Annotated in this window: 21 protein-coding genes; 4 read left to right on the top strand and 17 right to left on the bottom strand. The window is 68.9% G+C overall.

Going from position 1 to position 20,338, the window contains the following annotated elements; all coding sequences use genetic code 11:
* Position 1: 1 nt before the first annotated feature.
* The 3 genes from Vqi01_RS12290 to Vqi01_RS12280 form a co-directional block, all read right to left on the bottom strand.
* Positions 2–967 carry an alpha-ketoacid dehydrogenase subunit beta gene (locus Vqi01_RS12290; protein ID WP_204034882.1) on the bottom strand — a complete coding sequence of 322 codons (966 nt, stop codon included), beginning with the start codon at positions 965–967 and terminating at the stop codon, positions 2–4.
* Positions 964–1,920: a thiamine pyrophosphate-dependent dehydrogenase E1 component subunit alpha gene (locus tag Vqi01_RS12285; RefSeq protein WP_204034881.1), complete on the bottom strand. Its 957-nt coding sequence runs from the start codon at positions 1,918–1,920 to the stop codon at positions 964–966. The genes Vqi01_RS12290 and Vqi01_RS12285 overlap by 4 nt, the downstream gene beginning before the upstream one ends.
* Before the next feature lie 83 nt (positions 1,921–2,003).
* Entirely contained in the window at positions 2,004–3,362 is a 1,359-nt protein-coding gene (locus tag Vqi01_RS12280) for an MFS transporter (RefSeq protein ID WP_204034880.1), read from the bottom strand.
* A gap of 241 nt (positions 3,363–3,603) precedes the next feature.
* On the opposite strand from Vqi01_RS12280, the gene Vqi01_RS12275 reads away from it, so the two are divergent.
* The 3 genes from Vqi01_RS12275 to Vqi01_RS12265 all read left to right on the top strand — a co-directional run bounded on the left by Vqi01_RS12275 (position 3,604) and on the right by Vqi01_RS12265 (position 6,977).
* Positions 3,604–4,368: a ferritin-like domain-containing protein gene (locus Vqi01_RS12275; RefSeq protein WP_204034879.1), complete on the top strand. Its 765-nt coding sequence runs from the start codon at positions 3,604–3,606 to the stop codon at positions 4,366–4,368.
* Between the two features lie 209 nt (positions 4,369–4,577).
* Positions 4,578–6,407, top strand: coding sequence for a RiPP maturation radical SAM C-methyltransferase (locus Vqi01_RS12270; protein WP_204034878.1), 1,830 nt, complete (start codon positions 4,578–4,580; stop codon positions 6,405–6,407).
* A 6-nt stretch (positions 6,408–6,413) separates the two neighbouring features.
* On the top strand, positions 6,414–6,977 hold the full coding sequence (locus tag Vqi01_RS12265) for a DUF5825 family protein (protein ID WP_204034877.1): 564 nt from the start codon (positions 6,414–6,416) through the stop codon (positions 6,975–6,977).
* Here Vqi01_RS12265 and Vqi01_RS12260 read toward each other — a convergent pair whose 3' ends face one another.
* Positions 6,978–7,655, bottom strand: a complete 678-nt coding sequence (locus Vqi01_RS12260; RefSeq protein WP_204034876.1) for a helix-turn-helix domain-containing protein — start codon at positions 7,653–7,655, stop codon at positions 6,978–6,980.
* Between the two features lie 165 nt (positions 7,656–7,820).
* Entirely contained in the window at positions 7,821–8,102 is a 282-nt protein-coding gene (locus Vqi01_RS12255; RefSeq protein ID WP_204034875.1) for a hypothetical protein, read from the bottom strand.
* Between the two features lie 655 nt (positions 8,103–8,757).
* Between Vqi01_RS12255 and Vqi01_RS12250 the strand changes: the two genes are divergently transcribed.
* On the top strand, positions 8,758–9,747 hold the full coding sequence (locus Vqi01_RS12250; protein ID WP_239098349.1) for a helix-turn-helix transcriptional regulator: 990 nt from the start codon (positions 8,758–8,760) through the stop codon (positions 9,745–9,747).
* A gap of 62 nt (positions 9,748–9,809) precedes the next feature.
* Here the strand turns inward: Vqi01_RS12250 and Vqi01_RS12245 are convergent, their stop codons facing one another.
* The 12 genes from Vqi01_RS12245 to Vqi01_RS12190 all read right to left on the bottom strand — a co-directional run.
* Entirely contained in the window at positions 9,810–10,244 is a 435-nt protein-coding gene (locus tag Vqi01_RS12245) for an Rv0361 family membrane protein (protein ID WP_204034874.1), read from the bottom strand.
* A 5-nt stretch (positions 10,245–10,249) separates the two neighbouring features.
* A complete protein-coding gene (locus tag Vqi01_RS12240) occupies positions 10,250–11,011 on the bottom strand; it encodes an SDR family NAD(P)-dependent oxidoreductase (RefSeq protein WP_204034873.1) in 762 nt (253 codons plus the stop codon).
* Positions 11,012–11,114: 103 nt separating this feature from the next.
* A complete protein-coding gene (gntD, locus tag Vqi01_RS12235) occupies positions 11,115–12,128 on the bottom strand; it encodes a guanitoxin biosynthesis L-enduracididine beta-hydroxylase GntD (protein WP_204034872.1) in 1,014 nt (337 codons plus the stop codon).
* Entirely contained in the window at positions 12,125–12,352 is a 228-nt protein-coding gene (locus tag Vqi01_RS12230; protein WP_204034871.1) for an MbtH family protein, read from the bottom strand. Before Vqi01_RS12230 ends, gntD begins: the two co-directional genes overlap by 4 nt.
* Before the next feature lies 1 nt (position 12,353).
* On the bottom strand, positions 12,354–13,394 hold the full coding sequence (locus Vqi01_RS12225) for an SAM-dependent methyltransferase (protein WP_204034870.1): 1,041 nt from the start codon (positions 13,392–13,394) through the stop codon (positions 12,354–12,356).
* Positions 13,395–13,403: 9 nt separating this feature from the next.
* Positions 13,404–14,165, bottom strand: a complete 762-nt coding sequence (locus Vqi01_RS12220) for a HalD/BesD family halogenase (protein ID WP_204034869.1) — start codon at positions 14,163–14,165, stop codon at positions 13,404–13,406.
* Positions 14,166–14,393: 228 nt separating this feature from the next.
* A complete protein-coding gene (locus Vqi01_RS12215) occupies positions 14,394–15,221 on the bottom strand; it encodes an alpha/beta fold hydrolase (RefSeq protein ID WP_204034868.1) in 828 nt (275 codons plus the stop codon).
* Positions 15,222–15,253: 32 nt separating this feature from the next.
* Entirely contained in the window at positions 15,254–17,203 is a 1,950-nt protein-coding gene (locus Vqi01_RS12210; protein WP_204034867.1) for a RiPP maturation radical SAM C-methyltransferase, read from the bottom strand.
* Entirely contained in the window at positions 17,191–17,733 is a 543-nt protein-coding gene (locus tag Vqi01_RS12205) for a flavin reductase family protein (RefSeq protein WP_204034866.1), read from the bottom strand. The genes Vqi01_RS12210 and Vqi01_RS12205 overlap by 13 nt, the downstream gene beginning before the upstream one ends.
* A complete protein-coding gene (locus tag Vqi01_RS12200) occupies positions 17,730–19,292 on the bottom strand; it encodes a tryptophan halogenase family protein (RefSeq protein WP_204034865.1) in 1,563 nt (520 codons plus the stop codon). The genes Vqi01_RS12205 and Vqi01_RS12200 overlap by 4 nt, the downstream gene beginning before the upstream one ends.
* Complete coding sequence (locus Vqi01_RS12195; RefSeq protein ID WP_204034864.1) at positions 19,292–19,510, bottom strand: MbtH family protein; 219 nt, start codon at positions 19,508–19,510, stop codon at positions 19,292–19,294. Before Vqi01_RS12195 ends, Vqi01_RS12200 begins: the two co-directional genes overlap by 1 nt.
* Before the next feature lie 12 nt (positions 19,511–19,522).
* Positions 19,523–20,338, bottom strand: an 816-nt coding sequence (locus tag Vqi01_RS12190; RefSeq protein ID WP_275408788.1) for an alpha/beta fold hydrolase, incomplete at its 5' end; no start/stop codon positions are given.

Raw genomic sequence — 20,338 nt, 5'->3', positions numbered from 1 at the left:
GTCATCTCCGCTGGGCGAGTGGGGCCGGGTTGTCGAGTGCCGCGCGGACGATGCGCTCCGCGTCGGGCAGCAGACCGTCGAGCAGCGCCGCGCTCACCGGCGCCGGAACCCCGGCCCCGCTGAGCAGCTCGACATGCTCGGGGCGGGCCGCTCCACCACATACGAGGTGGTATGCCAGGTCGGTCATCACCGACCCGGCGCGGGACTGCTCGTCCACCAGGATCACCGGGCGGTCGGGCACCACCATCGCGGCGACGCCGTCCCGGTCCAGCGGCGCGGCCGTACGCAGGTCGACCACCCGAGCCTGGATTCCCCGCGTCGCCAGCCGCTCCGCGGCCAGCAGACTCTCGATGACCGTGTTGCCGATCGCGACGAGGGTCAGGTCGGTTCCCGGGCGGGCGAGCCCGGCAACGCCGAACGGCAGCGCGGCGGCGGTGGGCTCGGGTTCGGGCAGTTCGCTCCAGGTGGGGGCGAACAGGCGCGGTGACTCCAGGACGACGACGGGGTCGGGGTGCTGCAACGCGGTCCGCAGCAGCCCCCCGAGGGCGTTGGGCGAGCCGGGCACCGCGACGACGAGGCCCGGGATCTGGCTCAGCATGCCGTGCGGCGCGTGCTCGTGCTGCGCGCCGAGGTGTTCACCGCCGCGGGTCAGCCCCCGAATCACCAACGGCACGGAGAACTGGCCGTCGGTCATGTAACGCCAGGTCGCCACCTGGTTGACCAGTTGGTCGAAGGCGCTGAACAGGAACGCCACCCGGTTGACGCTGAACAGCACCCGCCGACCCGTCAGCGCCATGCCCAGGGCCATGCCGAGCATCGCGTTCTCCGCGATCGGCATCCGGACCATCCGATCGGCGCCATACTCCGCGATCAGGTCTTCCTGCTGGTATGTGCTGAAGTGGCTCAGCATCGGCTGTGCCGTGAACGCCTCGCGGATGGCCACGCCGGCCGGGTGTCGACGGCTCACCGGTGCGCTCCGATCAGGTCGGTGGTGACGCTCACCCCGGTCGTCGCCGTCGCCGGATCCGGCGTGCCGGCGGCCAGCGCGGACAGCAGCAACTCGTCGATCTCGGCGGCGACTTCGGCGTGCAGGTCGGTCAGGTCCGCCGGGATGCGCCCGGCGGCGACGGTCAACGGGTCGCGCGCCGCCCACCGCTGTCGTTCCTCCTGCGGCCGGTACTGCCGTGGCGGTTGGTCGCCGAGTTGGGCGTGGAAGTCACGCAGGTAGGTGTGCGCGACCACGACCTGCGGTCCCGCGCCGGAGCGGCAGGCGGCCAACGCGGCCGTGGCGGCGTCGTGGACCGCCTCGACGTCGTTGCCATCGACCTCGACATGCGGCAGGTCCAGTCCGGAGACGAGCTGAGCCGGGCTGAGATGACGCACCCACCGGCTCGCCGTCTGGTCCTGCCAGCCGTTGTCCTCGCAGACCACGAGCAGCGGAAGCCGCTGCGCGGCGGCGATGGTCAGGGTCTCGTACGCCCCGCCCGCGCCGAGCGCGCCGTCACCGCAAAAGACCAGCACGGCGCGCCCGGCGCCGTCGAGCTGGGCGGACATCGCTGCACCCGCCGCGATCGGGAGTTGGGCGGCGACGATCGATGTCGAGCCGAGCAGATGGTGGGCCCGGTCGGCCAGGTGCATCGAGCCCGACTTGCCACCACACAGGCCACCGTCGCGGCAGAGGATCTCGCGCATCATCCGCTGCGGCGAGCAGCCGGCGGCGAGGGCATGACCGTGGCACCGGTAGAAGCTGACTACCCACTCGTCCGGCCGCCGGGCCCCGAGGACGCCGACCGCGACGGCCTCCTGGCCGGTGTACGGGTGGATGCTGCCGGGCACCAGGCCCTGCTTCGCGCATCGCAGCAGGCTTTCCTCGAAGAGTCGGATTCTGAGCATGTCCCGGTAGGCGGACAACAGGTCCATAGCGCTTCCCGTCGTTGGCTTCTCGGCGAGTGCGGCCCCGGGCGGAGATCGCAGAAACACTGAGCGCCATACGTGATGCCGCCTCAGCTTTCGGGGCGGCGCCGGGCCGCGTCAACTGCTGGTCTTGAGGTTGGCGTGATACTGCCAACCTGGTCACCGTCGCCGGGTGAGGCGATTGGCGAGATCGTGCCATCTTCCGGGGCCGGCGTCGCCGTCCCGATGCCCCGCAGGCTGCTCGCGGCGCCGCCGAGCAGGGCGGCCGTGGCGAAGAGGATCAGGGTCGGCACGAGCCCCCACCACTGGGCCAGCGCCCCACCGAGCAACGCGCCGACCGGGATGGCGAGCGTGGTCGCGGCGCGACCGAGCGCGATGACGCGGCCCAGCTGGTGGATCGGTACCAGCGACTGCTGGAGGGTGGTGGTCGCGATGAACCACACGGTGGCACAGAAGGAGAAGATCGCCTCGTAGACCACGAGCGTGACGAACGGCGGCGCGACGGCGGCCGCCGGGATCAGGAACAGCGCCGCGCCGGCCAGGGGCGCGAACACCGGCACCACTCGCGCCATGCCGATCGTCCGGATCACCTGGCTCGCAACGGCGACGGCGAGCATCGACACCACGCTGCTGACGACGTACGTGATCCCGATCAGGCCGGGCGACAGGTCCAGCTCCTGGTAAGCGAAGACGAGGTAGAGGGCACCGAGGGCGGACCCGCCGAAGTTCAGCGCGGCCGCCGCCACGGCAACCCGGATCAGTACCGGCCGTTGCCGCATCGCGGTCGCTCCCTCGCGCAACTGGCCGAGAAACGTGCCCGCCATACCGGACGCCCTCGCCTTGGGATCCGCGGCGCCCGCGGTGCGGACCCGGGCGTACGCGACGACACCAAGCAGCCGGGTTGCCGCGTCAACGCCCATGGCGGTGGCGGCGCCCCATACCTGCACCAGCCAGCCGGCGAGGGCCGGCCCGGCGACCTGCCCCACCGAACGTGCCCCGGCCATGGCGGAGTTCGCCTCGACCAGCCGCTCCGCCGGTACCAGGGTCGGCACGGCGGCCTGCAGGCCGATCGTGATGAGGGCGCCGAGTCCGCCGGCGACGGCGGCGACCACGCCGAGCAACGGGATGGTGAGCGCGTCGAGCAGCGCGGCGGCGGGCACCGTGAGCACCACCGCGGCGTAGCCGAGGCTCGCGCCGACCAGCAGGCGGCGTGGCGTACGGGCGCGGTCGACGAGCACGCCGAGGACCGGCGACGCGAGGGCGTGGGCGCCGAACTCAATCGCGAACAACGCGCTCGCGACCAGTGGCGACGCTCCCAGGTAGAGGATCGCCAGGGTGGGCAGCGCCAGGGCGGTGATCTCCGTACCGACGACACCGACGCCGTGCGCTGCGACCAGCGGGCTCAGATCCCCGACCCGACGCCGGAGCCACCCCAGTCGTGCAGCCATCAGCGCAGGCTAGTCGGTCCATGGTGGCACGTCCCTGCTACGGCCAGCGGCGGGAGCCTTGACCGTGATAGGCGCCGCCGTTACGGTGACCTCGCTCCGGGCGGAGATGTGGCCAGCAGGACCGGCCGCAGGCAGGACACGAGGCAGCCAACCGGTATGGGTCGTACGACCGGTTCGCTGCCGGGCACCACTGCGGCAGACGTGGTGCCGAGGTCCTTTTTCCTGCGTAGTGGAGCTGGTCATGGCACTCATTCGTCACGACGAACTCGACGCCGACGCCGTCGCGTACCGCGTCTTCGGTGTTACCCGGGACAAGAACGCCTGGCGAGCGGCGGACATCATCGGTGACGGCCTGCGCCGCAAGGACTGGGACCGCACCGAGATCGCCTGGCGGGCCGCCTCGCGCGGATATTACGCCGAGCAGGCCGGGCTGGTCGCCGCCGCCACCCTGGCGGCACACACCGAGGACGCGCCGTTGCGCTTCAGCCTGGCCCTGGCCACGGCCGATGAGGCGCGGCACGCCGACGCCTTCTACCAGTACGCCCGCGCGGTCGGCGGCGACGTCGAGTCGGACGCGCAGGAAGTGATGGAGCCGCTCGACGAGATGCTGCTGAGCCTGCCCCACATGGGCCGGGCGCTCGTTCACACGATCCTCGAAGGTCTCGCGGCCGACGAGTTCATCCTCTTCAGCGAGATCTTCGCCGGTGACCCTCTCGGCCAGCTCTACGAAGCGGTGCGGACCGACGAGATCCAGCACATCGCCATCGGGCTCAACTACCTGTCCCGGGTCTCCGCTACTCCGGCCGGCGCCGAACTCTGGCGTGAACACGGCCAGGAATGGCACGACCTGGGCTTCGACGTGACGGCGCTGGACAGCATCGCGAAGTCCTGCGCCGCACTGACCGGCCGCGACCCCGAGAAGGTGCGGGCCTGGTTCGTCCGGCGGCACCGGGCCCGGCTGCGGGCCGCCGGTTTGTCCTTCGTGGAGGGAGGTGAGCGAGTATGAAGATCAAGAAGGTGTCGATCAAGAAGGTCACGCACGGGACCTGCAAGTACGCCGTCATCCTCAAGTAACAGGGCAAGTGACGCGGTGGTCCGGGCGGGCCCACACCCGCTCGGACCACCGGCAGCCGCCGCTCTTCCTCCGTGAAGGAGGTGACCGCACCGGTGCCCGCCAGCTCCTGTCACCCCGCATCGGATCCCGGAGACGAGACAATGACCATCTGCCTCGCGGCCATGCCGTGGCCGTCCCTGGACTGCCCGTCGCTGCCCATCGGATTACTCAAGGCCGTCACCGTCGCTACCGGCCGGCCGGAACCCCAGGCCTACCACGGCGGAGTTCGGTGGGCCGAGCATCTCCTCACGGCGACCGACGGCGAACTGGGGCCACAGGAGTACACGGAGGTCGCGGAGGAGGGAATGTTCCACGGCCTCGGTGACTGGGTGTTCGCCGGGGTCCTGAACGACGACGACAACTTCGGCGTCGAGGAGCTGCGCCGGTACGCGGACGACCACCGCATCGACATCGATCTCGTCACCCGGATGCGCCCGTACGCCCGCGACTTCGTCGAGACCGCGGCCCGCGACATCCTCGCTACCCGGCCGACCCTCGTCGGGTTCACCACGACCTTCATGCAGAACGTGCCGAGCCTCGCGACGGCCAGGCGGATCAAGGAGCTGGCACCGGAGGTGCTCATCGTCTTCGGCGGTGGCAACTGCGACGGAGCGATGGGAAGCGCGATCCACAAGAACTTCCCGTTCGTCGACTACGTGGTGCGCGGCGAGGGCGAGATCGCCTTCCCGGCGTTGCTCGACGCGCTGGACGGCCGGATTAATTTCGCCGCGGTGCCGGGGCTGTGCTGGCGGAGCCCGGAGGGGCGGCATGACAACCCGCAGGGTGCGCTGATCCCACCGGCGCTCATGCCGATCCCGGATTACGACGACTGGTTCCTGCTCGTCGCCGAGTCGCCGGTCGGCGAGTACATCGAGCCGAAGCTGCTGCTGGAGAGCGCCCGAGGCTGTTGGTGGGGCGAGAAGCACCACTGCACCTTCTGCGGGCTCAACGGCACCGGCATGCAGTTCCGTGCCAAAGCGCCGGAGGCGGTCATCGGGGAGCTGACCTCCCTGGCGCGCCGCCACCAGACGCTCGACGCCATCATGGTCGACAACATCATCGACAACCGCTACTTCCGCGAGGTGCTGCCAAGCGTGGCGGCGCTCGACTGGGACCTGAGGATCCACTACGAGGTCAAGTCCAACCTGCGCCCGGACGAGATCGAAGTGATGCGGCAGGCCGGTGTCACCCATGTGCAGCCCGGCATCGAGTCGCTGGTCAGTCCGGTTCTGAAGCTGATGGACAAGGGCGTCACCGGGGTGCGCAACGTCCGGACGCTGCGCGACTGCGAGTCCGCCGGGCTGACCGTCTCGTGGAGCTGGCTGTACGGCTTTCCCACCGAGTCCGTCGCCGACTACGAGGCCGCGTTGCGTCAGCTGCCGGCGCTGGTCCACCTGCAACCGCCGGCCGGCGCGGCCCGCATCCTGCTGGAACGCTTCAGCCCGTACTTCGAGAACCCCCTGCTCGGGTTTCCCAACCGCCGGCCAGCGCGGATCTACGAGCACGTCTACGCGCTCCCGCCGGAACGCCTGGCGGACATGGTCTACCTGTTCGACACCGAGTCGGTCGGGCTCTCCGACGCGGACGCCGAGAGGCTGAGCAAGCTCATCGGAGTCTGGGCGGACGGGTACCCCTCCAGCTCGTTGCGGATCCTCGGCCGCGACGACGAGGAGATCGTCATCGGGGATCGGCGGGTCGGCTGGCCGGAACGGAACCACCGGATCGGCGGGGCCGCGTTCGTGGCCGCGTACCGCGAGCTGGAGCATGGCCGTACGGTCAAGGCCCTGGCCGCGAGGGTCGCCGAGTACGGGCTCGCCCTTGAGCAGCTCGAGGACTGGCTGCGGGAACTTGCCGACCACGGCCTGGTCTTCACCGAGCAGGGCCACTGGCTCGCCGTGGCGACCACCACCGAACCGTTGAAGGTGAGCTGATCTGCCATGACGACGGCGACGAGCAGCGTTATCGACCTCGGCACGCTCCGAGACAACCCGGCGTCCTGCAGCCTGCATGTGGTGGAGCTGCCGGAACCTCTGCGGTTCGGGCGGTCCCCGGCACAGGATCTCGACCTCCTGCGGCTGCTCCGGGCGGTGACCAGCCACGCGGTACGGCTACGGTGGACACTGAGCGGCTGCCCTTCGTTTCCCCTGCACACCTACGCACACCTGTTGCCGCCGTCCCTCGGGCTGGAGCTCGACGACGTCGCCCACACCGTGGCGTGGGCTCGGGACTACCGCTACGGCTCGTTCTACTATCGTCGGGGCCCGGAAATGGTCGCCATCAAGGACGTCCGGCCCGGTCAACCGGCGTCCCGGATGGTCATCGAGGAGGGCGCCGACCGGTTCGAACGACTCGCCGAGTCACCGGATGGCCGTCCGGAGGCCGGCGACGGAGAGCTGGTCGCCGACGCCGTCGAGGCGGGCCTGGCCATCGAAACAGACGGCCGTGCGCTGGTCCTGCCGTTCCGGATGCGGCACTGGCCGGTGCCGTACCTGTCGGTCTGATCAGACCCAGCCGCGTCGGGCGGCCTGCACCCCGGCCTGGAAGCGGGTGCTGGCGTTGAGGCGGTGCATCATCTCGGCCACCCGCCGGGCGAAGGTGCGCTTGCTCATGTGCAGCATCACCGCCGCCTGGTCGTCGGTCAGTCCCTCGCTGAGCGCGTGGAGCAGCTCCTCACCGCCGTCGACCTGGTCGGGGGTACGGCCAGCCCGCCCCCGCTGGGCCGCGGTGTCCCACATCAGGCCGAACAGCATCGCCAGGGAGTCGCCCATCACGACGCTGCGGATCCGGGTCAGCCGGCCGTTCCTCGGGTGGGCCGGGTCCTGGTTCGGCAGGTAGACCACCGCCCGGTCCCGCACGACGAGGAAGTACGGCAGCTGCAGCGCAGCGGGTAGCGCGATTCCGCCCCGGGCGAGCGTCGCCAGCGGCTCCGCCAGCGGCTCCTTCCCGGCCGGGTAGAGCACGCGGGCTTTGACGTTGCGGGCTCGAAGGCTGCCGAAGATCTCCACCGGTAGGGGCATCTGGCCGGGAACCGGGGCGATGACGAGGAGCTCGGCACGGGTCAGGTCGGCCAGCTCGGCGCCGAGCAGGGAGACGCTGATCTCGGCGCTGAGCACCCGGCGATCCTGGTACGCGGCCCGTTGCACCAGATTCCGGTCGGTAATGGTGGATCGGGTGGTCATAGAGCTCGAGCTATCAGTTATCACATCTTTGCCCATCATCATGACGCGCGTTCCTGACCGCGGAAATGACGGCCGAAACGAGCCCTGCTGCATCTTCAAGACAATTACCAAGGGTTGCCAATCGGTTCCGAAGGCGGGCGGCAGGCCTCCCTCCGGTCGCGCCGATCACACATCCCACTGCTGGATGATTTCCCAGCCATCCAGCTTGGCGGCCGCCCGCGCACAAAGGCCGGCGAGGCGGCGCTCGGCTGACTTCGTATCACCAATAGAGACATAGGCGGCTATCCACATGAATCCCGCCCGCTCTATGACCTTGACATGCTCAACGCCGTCGCCGCACACCCGGAGGCCGAGGATCAGGTCCTTCAGCCTCTCGGGCGTCAGCGGGGTTCGGGCCGTTGTCACCGGAATTAGCGTTACGGCTGATAACTGCACGATTCCATCCAAGCATGTCAGTGTGCACGCCCCCGCGAACACCACCAGATCTATCGGAGCGAGCTTCTTCCCGGCTCCACCAACATCCCCCAGGAATACCCACCCCTAGGGCCCTGAACATCATCCCGGACCAGCCTGTAGTCTGCGGGAGCGAAAATGGAGAAGATTATGGCCCGAGTGCGGGCTGCGGTTTTAGCGCGACGAGACATTCAGGCATGCACCTTCCTGCCCGAAACGGGCAAGCTTCTTTACCTTTTTCGCCGAATCGCGTCCGGCTGGGCATCAGTTTCGTTGTGAGAGCGGGGCGCGGTCAACAAGATCAACCTGACGGGATCGCGCCAGGCGGGATCCCGTCATGCGCGGCGGGTGCGCATTCAGCTTGAATTGAGATTGCCGTTTTGCCGTGTCTGCGTACAGAACGGACCAGCCGGCGAACCGCCTCGGCGGACACCTGCCCATGGCTGAGGATGGCAAGGCGGAGGAGCAGGCCATGCCGGTCTTGCCTGGCCGACGACGACATCGCCGCCAGCCGAGGCGCTAGGCGGGCCGCAGCCCCGCCAGTCCACAATGCGAGAGCATCGAATACCTGCGTAGCGGATCTTGCCAATCGCGTTTGCTATCTGACAACCTCACTCCGACACCCTTACGGTCCATTAGGGAGGGCGAAGTGTTCGGGGCCTTGGGGCTGTCCCTGACGGCTGAGGCCGTGTACATGACCATGCTGCGTGAGTCGACCTGGGGTGTCGCCGAGATCGCGGAGTCGTTGGGCGTGACCGCTCAGGAGGTGCACGACGCGCTCGACGAACTGATCGAACTCGCCCTCGTCCGTGAGTCGCCCCTCAACCCCGGGGGCCTGAGACCGACCAGTCCCAAGGTCGGGCTCGCCGCACTGCTTGCCCGCGCCAAGGCAAACATCGCCCAGCAGCAGTACGAGATCGAGGTTACCCAGGCGGCCATCGACGCTCTGTCCGAGGCCCACCATCTGTCCGAGGCCCACCATGTCGACCAGCAGGACCAGCTGATCAAGATCGTTCAGCTCGACACTGTCCGCGAACGCCTGGAACAACTCGCGCGGATGACGCGCACCGAGTGCCTGTCGTTCAACCCCGGCGGCGCGCAGCGCCCGGACGCGATGGCCCTCAGTAAACCCGTCAACCGGGCGGCACTGGAGCGGGGCGTCACCATCAAGGCGATCTATCAGGACAGTTTCCGTAACGACCCGGACACGCTCGCGTACGCCCGCTGGTTCAACAGCCTCGGCGGCCAGACCCGCTGCGTGCCGGTCGTGCTGTTCCAGATGGTCATCGTGGACCGCAGCATCGCGCTGCTTCCGGTCGACCCGTCCGATGCGCGCAAGGGTGCCATCGAGATCCACAATCCGGGGATCACGGCGGCACTGAGTGCCGTGTTCGATCATGTCTGGTCGACGGCCACCCCGTTCGGCTGCAACGATACGGTCGATGAGTTCGGCCTCGAACCGGCCGAGCGCGAGCTGCTCCGGTTGCTCGGCGACGGGCACACCGACGAGGCGGCCGCACGCAAGCTGGGCCTGTCGGTGCGTACCGTCCAACGAATGATGTCCGACCTGACCCGCCGGCTCGGCGCGGACAGCCGGTTCCAGGCCGGTGCCAACGCCGTCCGGCAACGCTGGCTCTGATCCGCGTCGCCCCTTCCCCAGAGCCGCACTGAAAGCGCCGGGGAAGGTACCGGCGCGCATGGTCAGACGGGGGAACCGCAGATGAGCCAGTCACCGCCCTGGCGGACCAGCGAGACCATCCGGGCCTGGCTCGTGCCGTCCGCGTAGGTGACGCTGACACCCACCGTGCCGGTGGTCTCCCACGGCATGCCGTTGACCCGCAGCTCGCCGGTCATCTCGTGGGTAGTCGGGGGCCGGGCCGCGACCGTTGACTCGAACGTCTCCCACGGTTGGCTGGAACGGACGTCGGCGCACAGCATCCCGTACGCGTCGTCGAACCGCTGCTCCTCCAGCGCCCGGTAGTAGTCGTCCACAACCTGCTTGGCGACGCCACCGCTACGCGCCGTCAGGTAGACGGCCGTGCCCGCCCCGGCGAGCACGAGAAACACCACCACGCCGACCACCGCCAGCACCACCGTCCTCTTTCCCTGCTCGGATTCCTGCGTCCCCGCGCTCATGCCGGTCACCTCCGCTCCGTACCGATGATTCGCTCGCCGGTACCGAACACGGCGGTGGTCGCGCCGGCGGTCTCCGCGCCGTCGATGACCAGTTCCTGGCCGGTGAGAAAGCTCGCCTCCGCGGAGGCCAGATAGTGAAACGCCCCGGCGATCTCCTCCGGAGAGGCGTGCCGCCCGGCTGGGATTCTCGCGTTCACCTCGTCGAGCATCGCCGGCGTGTACTCGGCCAGCTGCATCGGCGTCAGCACCGCCCCCGGGCTGACGCACGCAACCCGGATCCACGGGCTCAGCTCCAGGGCGAACGTGCGGCACAGCGCCACGATGCCGGCCTTGGTCGCGTTGTAGTCGGCGTAGAGCGGGTATCCCCGCGCGCCGTTGACCGAGGCCGTGGCCAGCAGAACGCCGGCCCGCTGCCGCACCATCACGTCGGCGGCGGCCTGCCACAGGCCGAGCACACCCAGCAGGTTGACGTCGACGACCCGGCGCACGTCCGCCTCGGTGAGCTCCAGCACTCCGTGCCGGATGCTGATGCCGGCGTTGGCGATCACCACGTCAACCGTACCGGTCGTCTCGGCCACGCGGGTCACCGCGGCCCGCACCGCGGACCAGTCTGCGACGTCGTTCTCGATCCAGCTCACCGCCGGGTTCGATGGCTCGGTGGGAGCCCTCACATCGAGGTTGAAGACCTGGTCGCCGCCGCTGGCGAAGCGTTCCGCCGTGGCCCAGCCGATGCCGCTGGATCCACCGGAAATGATCACCGTCCGCATGAAAGTCTCCCCTCCTCCTGTTCGGACGCGCTCGACAGACACGTCCGTGCATGCCGTGGTGGGCGCGTCCGTCGCGCCCACCACCGTGGTCCCGATTCAGTGTCTAGACGAGCACCCGGCTGCCCCGGGGGAATTCGGTGCTGGCTCGCAGGTTGCGGCTGACGGTGAGCTTCTTGAGCCACCGGTCGGTCCCGTCGTAGCGTGCTCGGAACGACCTGCGGCCGTGCACCGCTTGGTAGTTGTCGACGATGAGCAGCGTCCCGCGCTCCACCACCACATCGTCCTGATTCGCGAGCAACTGCGTGTGCAGGGCATCCAGGGCGCGCTGGGCCACCGGGTCGTTTCCCACGCACCGCATGAACGGCAGGTCGATCCGCAGATACGGACGGGCCGGATCGCCGAACAGCACCGCGACCGGCTCAGGGGCGTCGCGCATCCGCTCGACCAGCTTCAACGCTGGATGGTCCGGCTGGCGCAGGGTGAGCTGACGGATGTGCTCGTCGTCGGGCAGGATGTGATAGCGCCGTTGCGTGAGCATTTCCACGTCGGCCGGGTTCAACGCCAGTTCCCGTACGGACGCCACGGTGGTGGCGACCTTGTCCTCGTTGCGTACGCCGAACAGCAGCAGGTAGTCACAGCGGCTCGGGTGAAACGCATCCTCGGTGTGGAACTCCAGCAGCGCTTCGCTGCCGTGGCCGTTCTGGCGGGCCTCGTCACCGGGGATCGGCACGATGTTCTGGACCAGCCGGCCACCCTGGAGCGTCTCCCAGGTGAAGGGCTCACCGAGAGCCATGCCGCACAGCGCCAGGAACACCTCGATCTCGGTGACGTGTGCTTCGCTCTGCTCGGCGTCCCAGTGTGTTGGCGTCGGCCCGACCAGCCGGTCGTCGACCGGGAAACCGTGCACCGTGCACCCGGCCGCCGGCTCGCTGTGCCGGAAGTCGTCAAGGAACTCCCAGAGGCCCGCCGGCAGTTGCCGCACCGCGAACCGGTTCCGGTCGTAGAAGTCGGGCTGTCGCGGATCGGCGTACGGCGTCGCCCTTACGGTGTCGACGATCGAGGTCAGCGCCGCGACATCGGCATCGCTGAGCTCGTAACGGGGCCAGGCGGTGGTCATCGGAGCGCTCCGGAGTCCGCCGCCATCGCGCGGGCGAGGCTTGCCGGCCGCATGTCGGTCCAGATGGTCTCGACAAACGCGAGGCAGTCGTCCCGGCCCGCCGGGCCGTGCGCCACCGACCAACCGGCCGGCACCGGGTTCGGCTCGGGCCACAGGGAATACTGCGACTCGGCGTTGACCAGCACGAGGTACGTGCCGTCCGGCCGGTCGAACGGGTTGATCATCTCACGCGCTCCTGGAGGCCGAAGGGACCAGCTCGAAGAGGATCCCGGACGGTGGAGCGGCCACATGGCGTTCGCGGACCAGCTCCCAGCCAGCCGCATCGAACGCCTCCAGCCACTCTTCCCGGCTAGGGATGTAAACGCCCATGAGGTCGTGGATCAGCTCGAAGCCGAGCGTGAAGATCGTGGTCGTCTCCGGGCTGGCGGCTCCCGGGGTGCGGACCACGTCGCACAGCAGCAGCCGTTTGGCGTTCGGGAAGGCGCGGCGCAGGTTGGCCAGCCCGTCGACACACCGTTGCATCGGCCAGAAGTCGTGGCCCATGAAGACGCAGGTCACGACCTCCACGTCGGCGAAGACCTCTTCGGGCCGAAGGGCCAGCACGTCGCCCTGCACGATTCGCACCCGGCCGTCGAGGCCTGCGTCCGCCACCGATTTCTCGGCCAGGTCCACGGCGCCGCGCGCGATGTCGACACCGACGGCCGTCACCCCTGGGTCGCGCTCGGCGATCCGGATGAGGCGTTGCCCGGAGCCGCAACCGAGGTCGGCGATGGTGGTGAAGTCGAGCCCGCCGATGATCTCGTCGAAGAGGGGCTCCACCTCGCTGTCGCCGATCAGGCGCGAGCCGATCGCGACCGCGCGCATGTCGCGGTGGTAGAAGTCGTCCACCCGCTGCCCCGGCGCCGCCACGTCGGGCGCGATGGAGAACAACTCACCGCACCCCTTCACGAGCCAGTAGAAGTAGCCGCGCGCGGCGTAGACATCGGCGAATCCCGGGCCGACCGCGTAGCGGTCACCGTCGACCTCGACGACCTTCGCCCACACCAGTGTGTCGAGCAGCCCTCGGACGACGCCGTGGTCGAGGCGGTCGCCCGCGGCCGTGGCGACGTCCGTCCCGCCCTCGGTGTGCAGCAGGTCGAGCAGGCCGAGCTGGTGGCTGGCGGAGATCGCCGAGGCCACCACGTATGACGAGAAAAGGCTGGCGGCTGCCCCGACCGTGTAGGAGGGAGCCACTGCCGGACGGGGTATGAAGCTTGTGTCGGTCATGATTTCTCCTCAGGAACTCTGGGGCGCCGCCGGGGCCGTCTCGGCCCACAACGCGTCCATGGTCTCGTGCGAGATTCGTCGTTCGAGGTCCGTCGTGGCGGCGTACCCCATATTGATGATGGTGCGCACCCCGGCGGTAATTGGATAGACGCGGTGCAGGGTCGTGTCGGTGCGCATCAGATAGAGGTCGCCGGGTGCGAAAGAAGCCGAGTAGGTTGGCCCGGCGAGGAGCGCGTGGTTGATTTCCGGCTTATCCTTGTTCCATTTCGTTCTCGGCACGCACTGCACGAATCCACCGTGCTCGGGAGCCGGGCACTCGATGATCCAGACCAGCGCGAAGGCGTAGTCGTCCCAGTGCCAGCCGTGCGTGTCGCCGACCTCCTCCAGCCGGGTGATCACGTACTGCTCGGGCTCGTAGGGGCACGGCAGCACCGGTTCCCCGGCCACCTCGGTGAGTAGCTCGCGCAGGAGCTCCGACTCGTACACCGCCGGGATGACCGAGCTGCCTTGCGCCACTTCGTCCCGCCGCACGTTCCGCATCCGGCGTGGGGTGTTGCCGGTCGCCGCGAAACGCAGGTCACGACGGACACCCGCGCCACCGACCAGGTTCAGCACCTCCTTGGCGACGACGGCCTTGAGTTGCTCCGGGACGATGAAGGACAGCCTCGCGAAGCCGTACGTCGCGAGCCGTTCTCGCGCCTCGGCCAGCTGCGCCAAGTCCACCTCGTGCGCCGCGAGGCTCGCGAGCGGATCTATCACAGACGCTTCCACACTTACCTCCTATTCGCTCATCTAGCGCCGCTTCCATCCATCGATCAGGCCGCCGAAAGCGACGCAGAAGCGGGCCCTCCACCGGCCGAGAATCTCTGGACAACCATTTCTTGATCTGCCTTTGGTCGGCTTTCAGGGGCAAGCGTCACCCAGCGCCCCGACAACAATGGCGTCTCCTTTCGGTCGAGAATCTCGTCGGATTCGGCCGAGTGATCGAAGGTCAGGGCGTCAGGTGCCGCTTCCCGAGCCCGATCGGAAGAAATCGACGAGCAGGGCGTTGACGGCGTCCGGTCTCTCCAGGTAGCCGAAGTGCCCGCACCGGTCAACCGCCTCGAACCGGCCGCCGGGAATCGCCTCGGCCACCTCGTGGCCGAGGTACGGCGGCGTCACCAGGTCATCGGTGAAGCCGATCACCAGGCATCCGCCCGGTGGCGGCGTGATGCTGCGGTACGTGTCGAGCCGGTCGGCCATCCGCTCCAGTTCCGTCTGCGCCGCAGCCACCTCGATGGACGGGGGGAAGAACTCCATCAGACTGAGCCAGGACCGGACCTGTGCCTCGTCGTTGAGCGTGTGCGGGGACAGACTCTGGATCAGCCGCCACACGGTGTGCACCTGCGGCGAAAGCTTCGCCTCCCCTATGGCGATCGTCGCCTCCGCCGCGGCGAGCGCGCCCCGGAACGTGTCGGTCCGGCCGCGGGTCGCCATCAGGACGGCCTGGTGCACGAGGTCGGGCCGGACGACCATCACCTCCTGCGCCACGTGCGCTCCCATTGACGTGCCGACCAGCCGGGCCCGGCCGCCGCAGATGCGTTCGACCAGGGCGACGACGTCACCGACGAGATCGTCGATCGTCGGCTTGGCCTCGCCGGCCGGCAACGGCGCGACCCCACGGTTGTCGAACGTGATGACCCGGTAGCCGGCCGCCACCAGCGCCGGCACCTGGTGCAGTTGCCAGACACTGCCCGGGCTGCCCGTCCCCATCACCATGAGGACCGGGTCACCCGTGCCGTGCTCGGTGTAGTTGATCTTCGTCCCGTTGGCCACCACGAGCGGCATGGCAGGCTCCTTCGATCGTTCGGTCGGTTGGCCTACGCGACGGATACGGACAGGTCCGACGCGTTCCGCGGCAGTCGGGCCGGCGACAGCGGCAGCGACCTCGCCCCACCGACCACGGTGCGCCGGGGGCGGGGCATGGGGTCGACGTCGCTGTCGGAGACGCAGACGCTCATCACCCGCTGTCCCTCGAAGAAGAGCAGCTGCCGTTCGCGCAGTCCGGCCAGCCGGCTGTCGAGCACGTCCGCGAGCCGCGGCAGCTCGGCGGCCAGCTTGTCCACCCGTACCGGCTTGTCGAGGTGCAGCAGCAGCTCGGTGTCGAGGTCGTCCAGCGTGTAGCTGCGCTCCTGGCCGGAGCGGGAATCGTGGACGGTGGCGACGCCGTCGGCGCGGGTGAGGGTCAGCGACGGGCGAGCCGCTGCCGCCCACGCCGAGTTCCACTCTGACACCCGGTCGCGCAGCGGGCGCAGCCAGGTCGCCGCCGAGATCATGTAGTCGGAGACCTTCTGGTCGGCGAAGTAGTACGCCACATTTCGCAGCCCGTCCCGGTCGAAGGGGTACGTCAGCCGGTAGTGGTCCACCGGCTCCAGCTCCAGCCCGTACTCCGTGGCGTTGTTGAAGTAGGGGCTGAACCGGTCGAACCGCACCGGAAAGCAGCCCTGCGGCGGCGGAAGATGGAGAAGCAGCGGCAGGTCCCCGACGTACTGCCGGTAGGTATCCTCGGCCTCGCCGGGGAAGCCGATCAGCAGGTTCCACACCGGGCTGATGCCGAGCCGCAGGCAGTTCTTCAGGAACTGGATGTTCTGGAACGACGACGTGCCCTTGCGCATCAGCTTGAGGGTCGGGGTGGCCATCGCCTCGATGCCCGGTTGGATCTCGTTGACGCCGGCCCGCTCGAGCACCGTCATGTCCTCGATGTCCAGGCCCACCTTCACCTCGTAGAAGATGGAGATGCCCTCGGGCGGATCGAGCTTCGGGAACACCTCGGTGAGGTAGTCCATCGGCATGATGTTGTCCGTGCAGCAGTACCTCTTCGCCCACGGCGCGTGGCTGAACAGCCAGTCGAACTGCTTCAGCGCGTTCTCCGGCCGCATCGCCCGGTAGGCCATCGTCTGGCCGTTAAGGCCGCAGAAGGTGCAATGCGCCCGTTCACCCCACCAGCAGCCCCGCGAGGTCTCGAAGAACAGCATCGGCTCGGCCTGGGCGCCCGGCAGCCGCACCATCTGATCGAAGGACTCCCGGAACGAGGTGTAGTCCGGATCGAAGTAGTCGTCGATGTCGGCGTTGGCGCCGATCGCCTTGCGATAACCGCCCTCCGCGCAGTTGCGCCTGGTGACGATGCCCCGGATCTGGTGCGCCCGGTCCAGGTTCCCGTCGATCACGCAGCGCAGGAACTCGGGGAACGTCAGCAGGGCGGGGCCGGAGAAGACGAAGTCGAGCTGCGGGCAGTTCTCAGCCAGTGCCGCACCCATCGGCGCCTCGCAGTTCGCGCCGCCCATCATCGTGGTGACCGCGGAGTTGCGGTCCTTGACGATGCGGGCCACCGCGAGGCTGGGCACGTTCTGGGTGAACATCGAGCTGAAGCCGAGCAGATCTGCCTCGGTGAGGCGGTACTTGTCCACCATGGTCAGCAGGAAGTCCCGCAATCCCGCCCGGCGCCGCAGCAGGGTCCGCCGCAGGTCGGCCTTTGCCGGGCCGGTGAAGTAGCGGCTGAAGTACTCGTCGGCGTTGTCGGGCAGCTCCGGGAAGGCGATCTGCCGGAACATCCAGTCACCCACGCCGGCGACGTGGAAGTCCATGTCCCCGGCGATGGCGTCATACTCCTCGGCGCCGAAGTAGCGGACGAAGTCGTGGTTGACGTAACAGACCCGCACCTCGAAGTCGTCCGGGAAGTCCCGCCGTACCAGCGCGGAGAGCTGGCTGAGCGCGAACGACGGCCGACGCCGGTCGGCGAAGGGCATGTTGACGAGGACTAGCTGGTGCACAAGGCCCCCTCGGGAGTCGAGGGCTGCCACATCGAGTACTGGCGCAGCCCGTACAGCAGCGGGGTGTCGGCGGTGTACTGGACGTCGGTGACCCGCCCCACCACCAGTGCGTGGTCGCCGACGACACGGACGTCGGCCAGCGCGCAGGCGGCGAAGCCGCAGGCGTCGTCCACCAGCCAGGGCAGCCCCTCGTCGCCCCGGGGCTGCCAGCGCACCCGACGGAACCGGTCCGGCTGGCCGGCGGCGAAGACCTCTGCCGCGCCCCGCCCCCGCGCGTGCAGCAGGTTGACCGCGAAGGCACCCCGCTCCTCGATGGCGGCCAGGGTCCGGCTGCCCACCTTGACGCTCACCAGCAGGGTCGGCGGATCCAGCGTGACGCTCAACAGCGAAGAACAGGTGAGGCCCCACGGTTCGCCCTGGCCGTCGACGCTCGTCACCACGACCACCCCGGTCGGGAAGCCGCCCATGAACGTACGACAGCCCTCCGCGATCGACGCCTCCGGTACGGGCCGCGTCGGTACGACAGTCATGACAGCCCTTCCGCCGCCGGCAGTTGGATCGTGGTCAGATACTCGTACGCGCTGGGCAGCTCCTTGACCAGCCGGGCGGCGTCGGCCCGGATCGCGGCCAGCTCGGCGGAGGCGCGCGTCGGATCGATGTGGGCCAACGCCGGCCGGGGATTCTTCGGCGCCCATCCCATACCGAGCAGGACCGTGATCCACGAGTAGAGCTCGAAGCCGTGGTAGTACGGGTAGACCGTGCTCTCGTCGATCACCCGCGTGGCGGCGGTCTCCATCCGCTCCGCCAGCCCGTCCGGGATCTGCCGCACCTTGGTCTCGCGCCAGTACGGGGTGTCCTGCCTGGGCGAGGCGACGTAGTGCATGACGAGGAACTCCTTGACCCCGTCGATGGCCCGCGCGACCTTCTCGTTGTAGTCGCGGATCAGCACCGGGTCCCAGCTGCTGTCCGGGAAGTGCTTCACCAACTGCTCGATGGCGTGCTGGATGAAGAAGATGCCGGTGGACTCCAACGGCTCGACGAAGCCACTGGACAGGCCGACCGCCACCACGTTCTTGACCCAGGAGCGCTCGTTGCGGCCGATCCGCATCCGGATGTGGTTGGCCACCAGGTCGTCCTGCCCCGGCGCGGCGAACGCGCGCAGCGTGCGTTCCGCCTCCTCCGGCTCGCAGAACTGGTCCGAGTAGACGTAGCCGGTGCCGATCCGGCCGTACAGCGGAATGGTCCAGATCCAGCCGTTGTCCTGGGCGCTCGCCCTGGTGTACGGGGCGATCCCGTGGCGCTTCATGTCCCGGGGCACCCGCAGCGCCACCGCGCGGTTGTTCGGCAGCACATCGGTGAAGGAGATGAACCGCTCCTGCAGGGTCTGATTGATCAGAAGCCCACGGAAGCCGGTGCAGTCGATGAAGAGGTCGCCGGTCAGGTCGCCCTGCTCACGGGTGGTGACGTGGGTGAGCCAGCCGCGCTCGTCCTGCCCGATGCCCACCACGTCGTCGAGCACGTGCCGCACGCCGCGTTCGACGCCGAGCTTGGTCAGGTAGCCGGCCAGCATCGCGGCGTCGAAGTGGTAGGCGTAGGGGAACTGGGCCCGCTGCTCGTCCAGCGTGGAGCGGCCGAGCGTACCGTCCAGGCTCGCGCTGAACAGGGTGCCGTCGAGCATTCGCGGGGACCGCTGCGCTTCACACAGATGCGAGGTGATGAAGACAGCACGGTCGAAGCTCTCGGACGGGTCGCCGAGCGCCAGGTTCCACTCGGCCGTGGTGAACCCGTCGGAGGTACGCAGCCGCTCGAACGGGTGGTAGAAGTGGCTGCCGTCGCCGCGCCAGTTGTGGTACTGGATGCCCAGCTTGTACGAGGCGCCGCACCGCGGCATCCACTCACGCTCGTCCAGACCGAGGTAGTCGAAGAAGTGCCGGATGGTGCTGAACGTCGCCTCACCGACGCCGATCGTCGGGACCGCCGCCGACTCGACCAGAGTCACCGAGACCCGGTCCTGGAAGGCCGTCTTGAGGTAGGTGGCGGTCATCCAACCGGAGGTACCACCGCCGACGATCACAACGTTGCGGATCATCACGCATTCACTCCCTGGGTCGTTTCCCGGGCCGTACGCACGCTGCGCGGCCGCATGTCCTTCCACACCCGGTCGATGTGGTCGAGGCACTCCTGGCGGGTGCCCTCAGTGCCCTCGTCCTGCCAGCCCGGCGGGTTGGCCCGGTCCGACCACCACACCGAGTACTGCTCCTCCTCGTTGATCACGACCTTGAAGCGGACGTCGTCCGGCTGTCCCATCGCTCGCTCCTCTCATGCCGTGCGGATCTCGTGGTCGCGGGCTTCCCGCAACCGGTCGGCCAGCGCTGGTCCGACGGTTTCCAGTGCCGCTGCCTGCGTCATCCGGTTGTGCTCGCAGTCGACCCGTACGACGTCGACCCGGCCCCCGACGTACGCCTGCCACACCTGCGCGGGGTCGAGGCGGTCGTCCCAGGTCTGCGTCGCCACGAACAACTGGACGTCGCCGTGGAACCGTCGCGGTGTGAACGCGTCCATCAACCGGGCGTTGTTCAGCACGACACCGGTCAACGCGTCGACGGTCTTCCCGTCGAGGACGCCGTCGCCGTGCTCCTCGTGGATGTCGTCGCCGTCGGTCCCGGCGTCGCTGCCGGCGGGCAGCTCCGGCATGCCGAGGGCGTCGAAGAGCAGGGCTCGCGCCTCCGCCGCGCTGTCGACCCGCTCGTCCGGTACCTCCATCGGCGGGTAGCTGTCGATCAGGCTGAGCACGGCGACCCGCTCGCCCTGCTCCTGCAACCGGGTCGCCATGGCGTGGGCGACCAGGCCGCCGAAGGACCAGCCGAGCAGGTGGTACGGGCCGTGCGGCTGGACCCGGCGGATCTCGGCGAGATAGTCGGCGGCCATCTCCTCGACGCTGCCGGCCAGCACGCCGGCGCCGTCCGCGCCACGGGCCTGCAGGCCGTAGATCGGGCGGTCGAGGCCGGGCTGGCGGAGCAGCCCCGAGTAGCACCAGCTCAGCCCGCCGACCGGATGCACGCAGAACAGGGGCTCCGTGCCGCCGTGGGTGCGCATCGGCAGGAGGGCGTCGAACGGGTCGGAGTCAACTCCGGT

This window comes from Micromonospora qiuiae, from assembly GCF_016863555.1.
Lineage (GTDB): Bacteria > Actinomycetota > Actinomycetes > Mycobacteriales > Micromonosporaceae > Micromonospora > Micromonospora qiuiae.
This window is presented reverse-complemented; position numbering and strand designations above follow the sequence as displayed.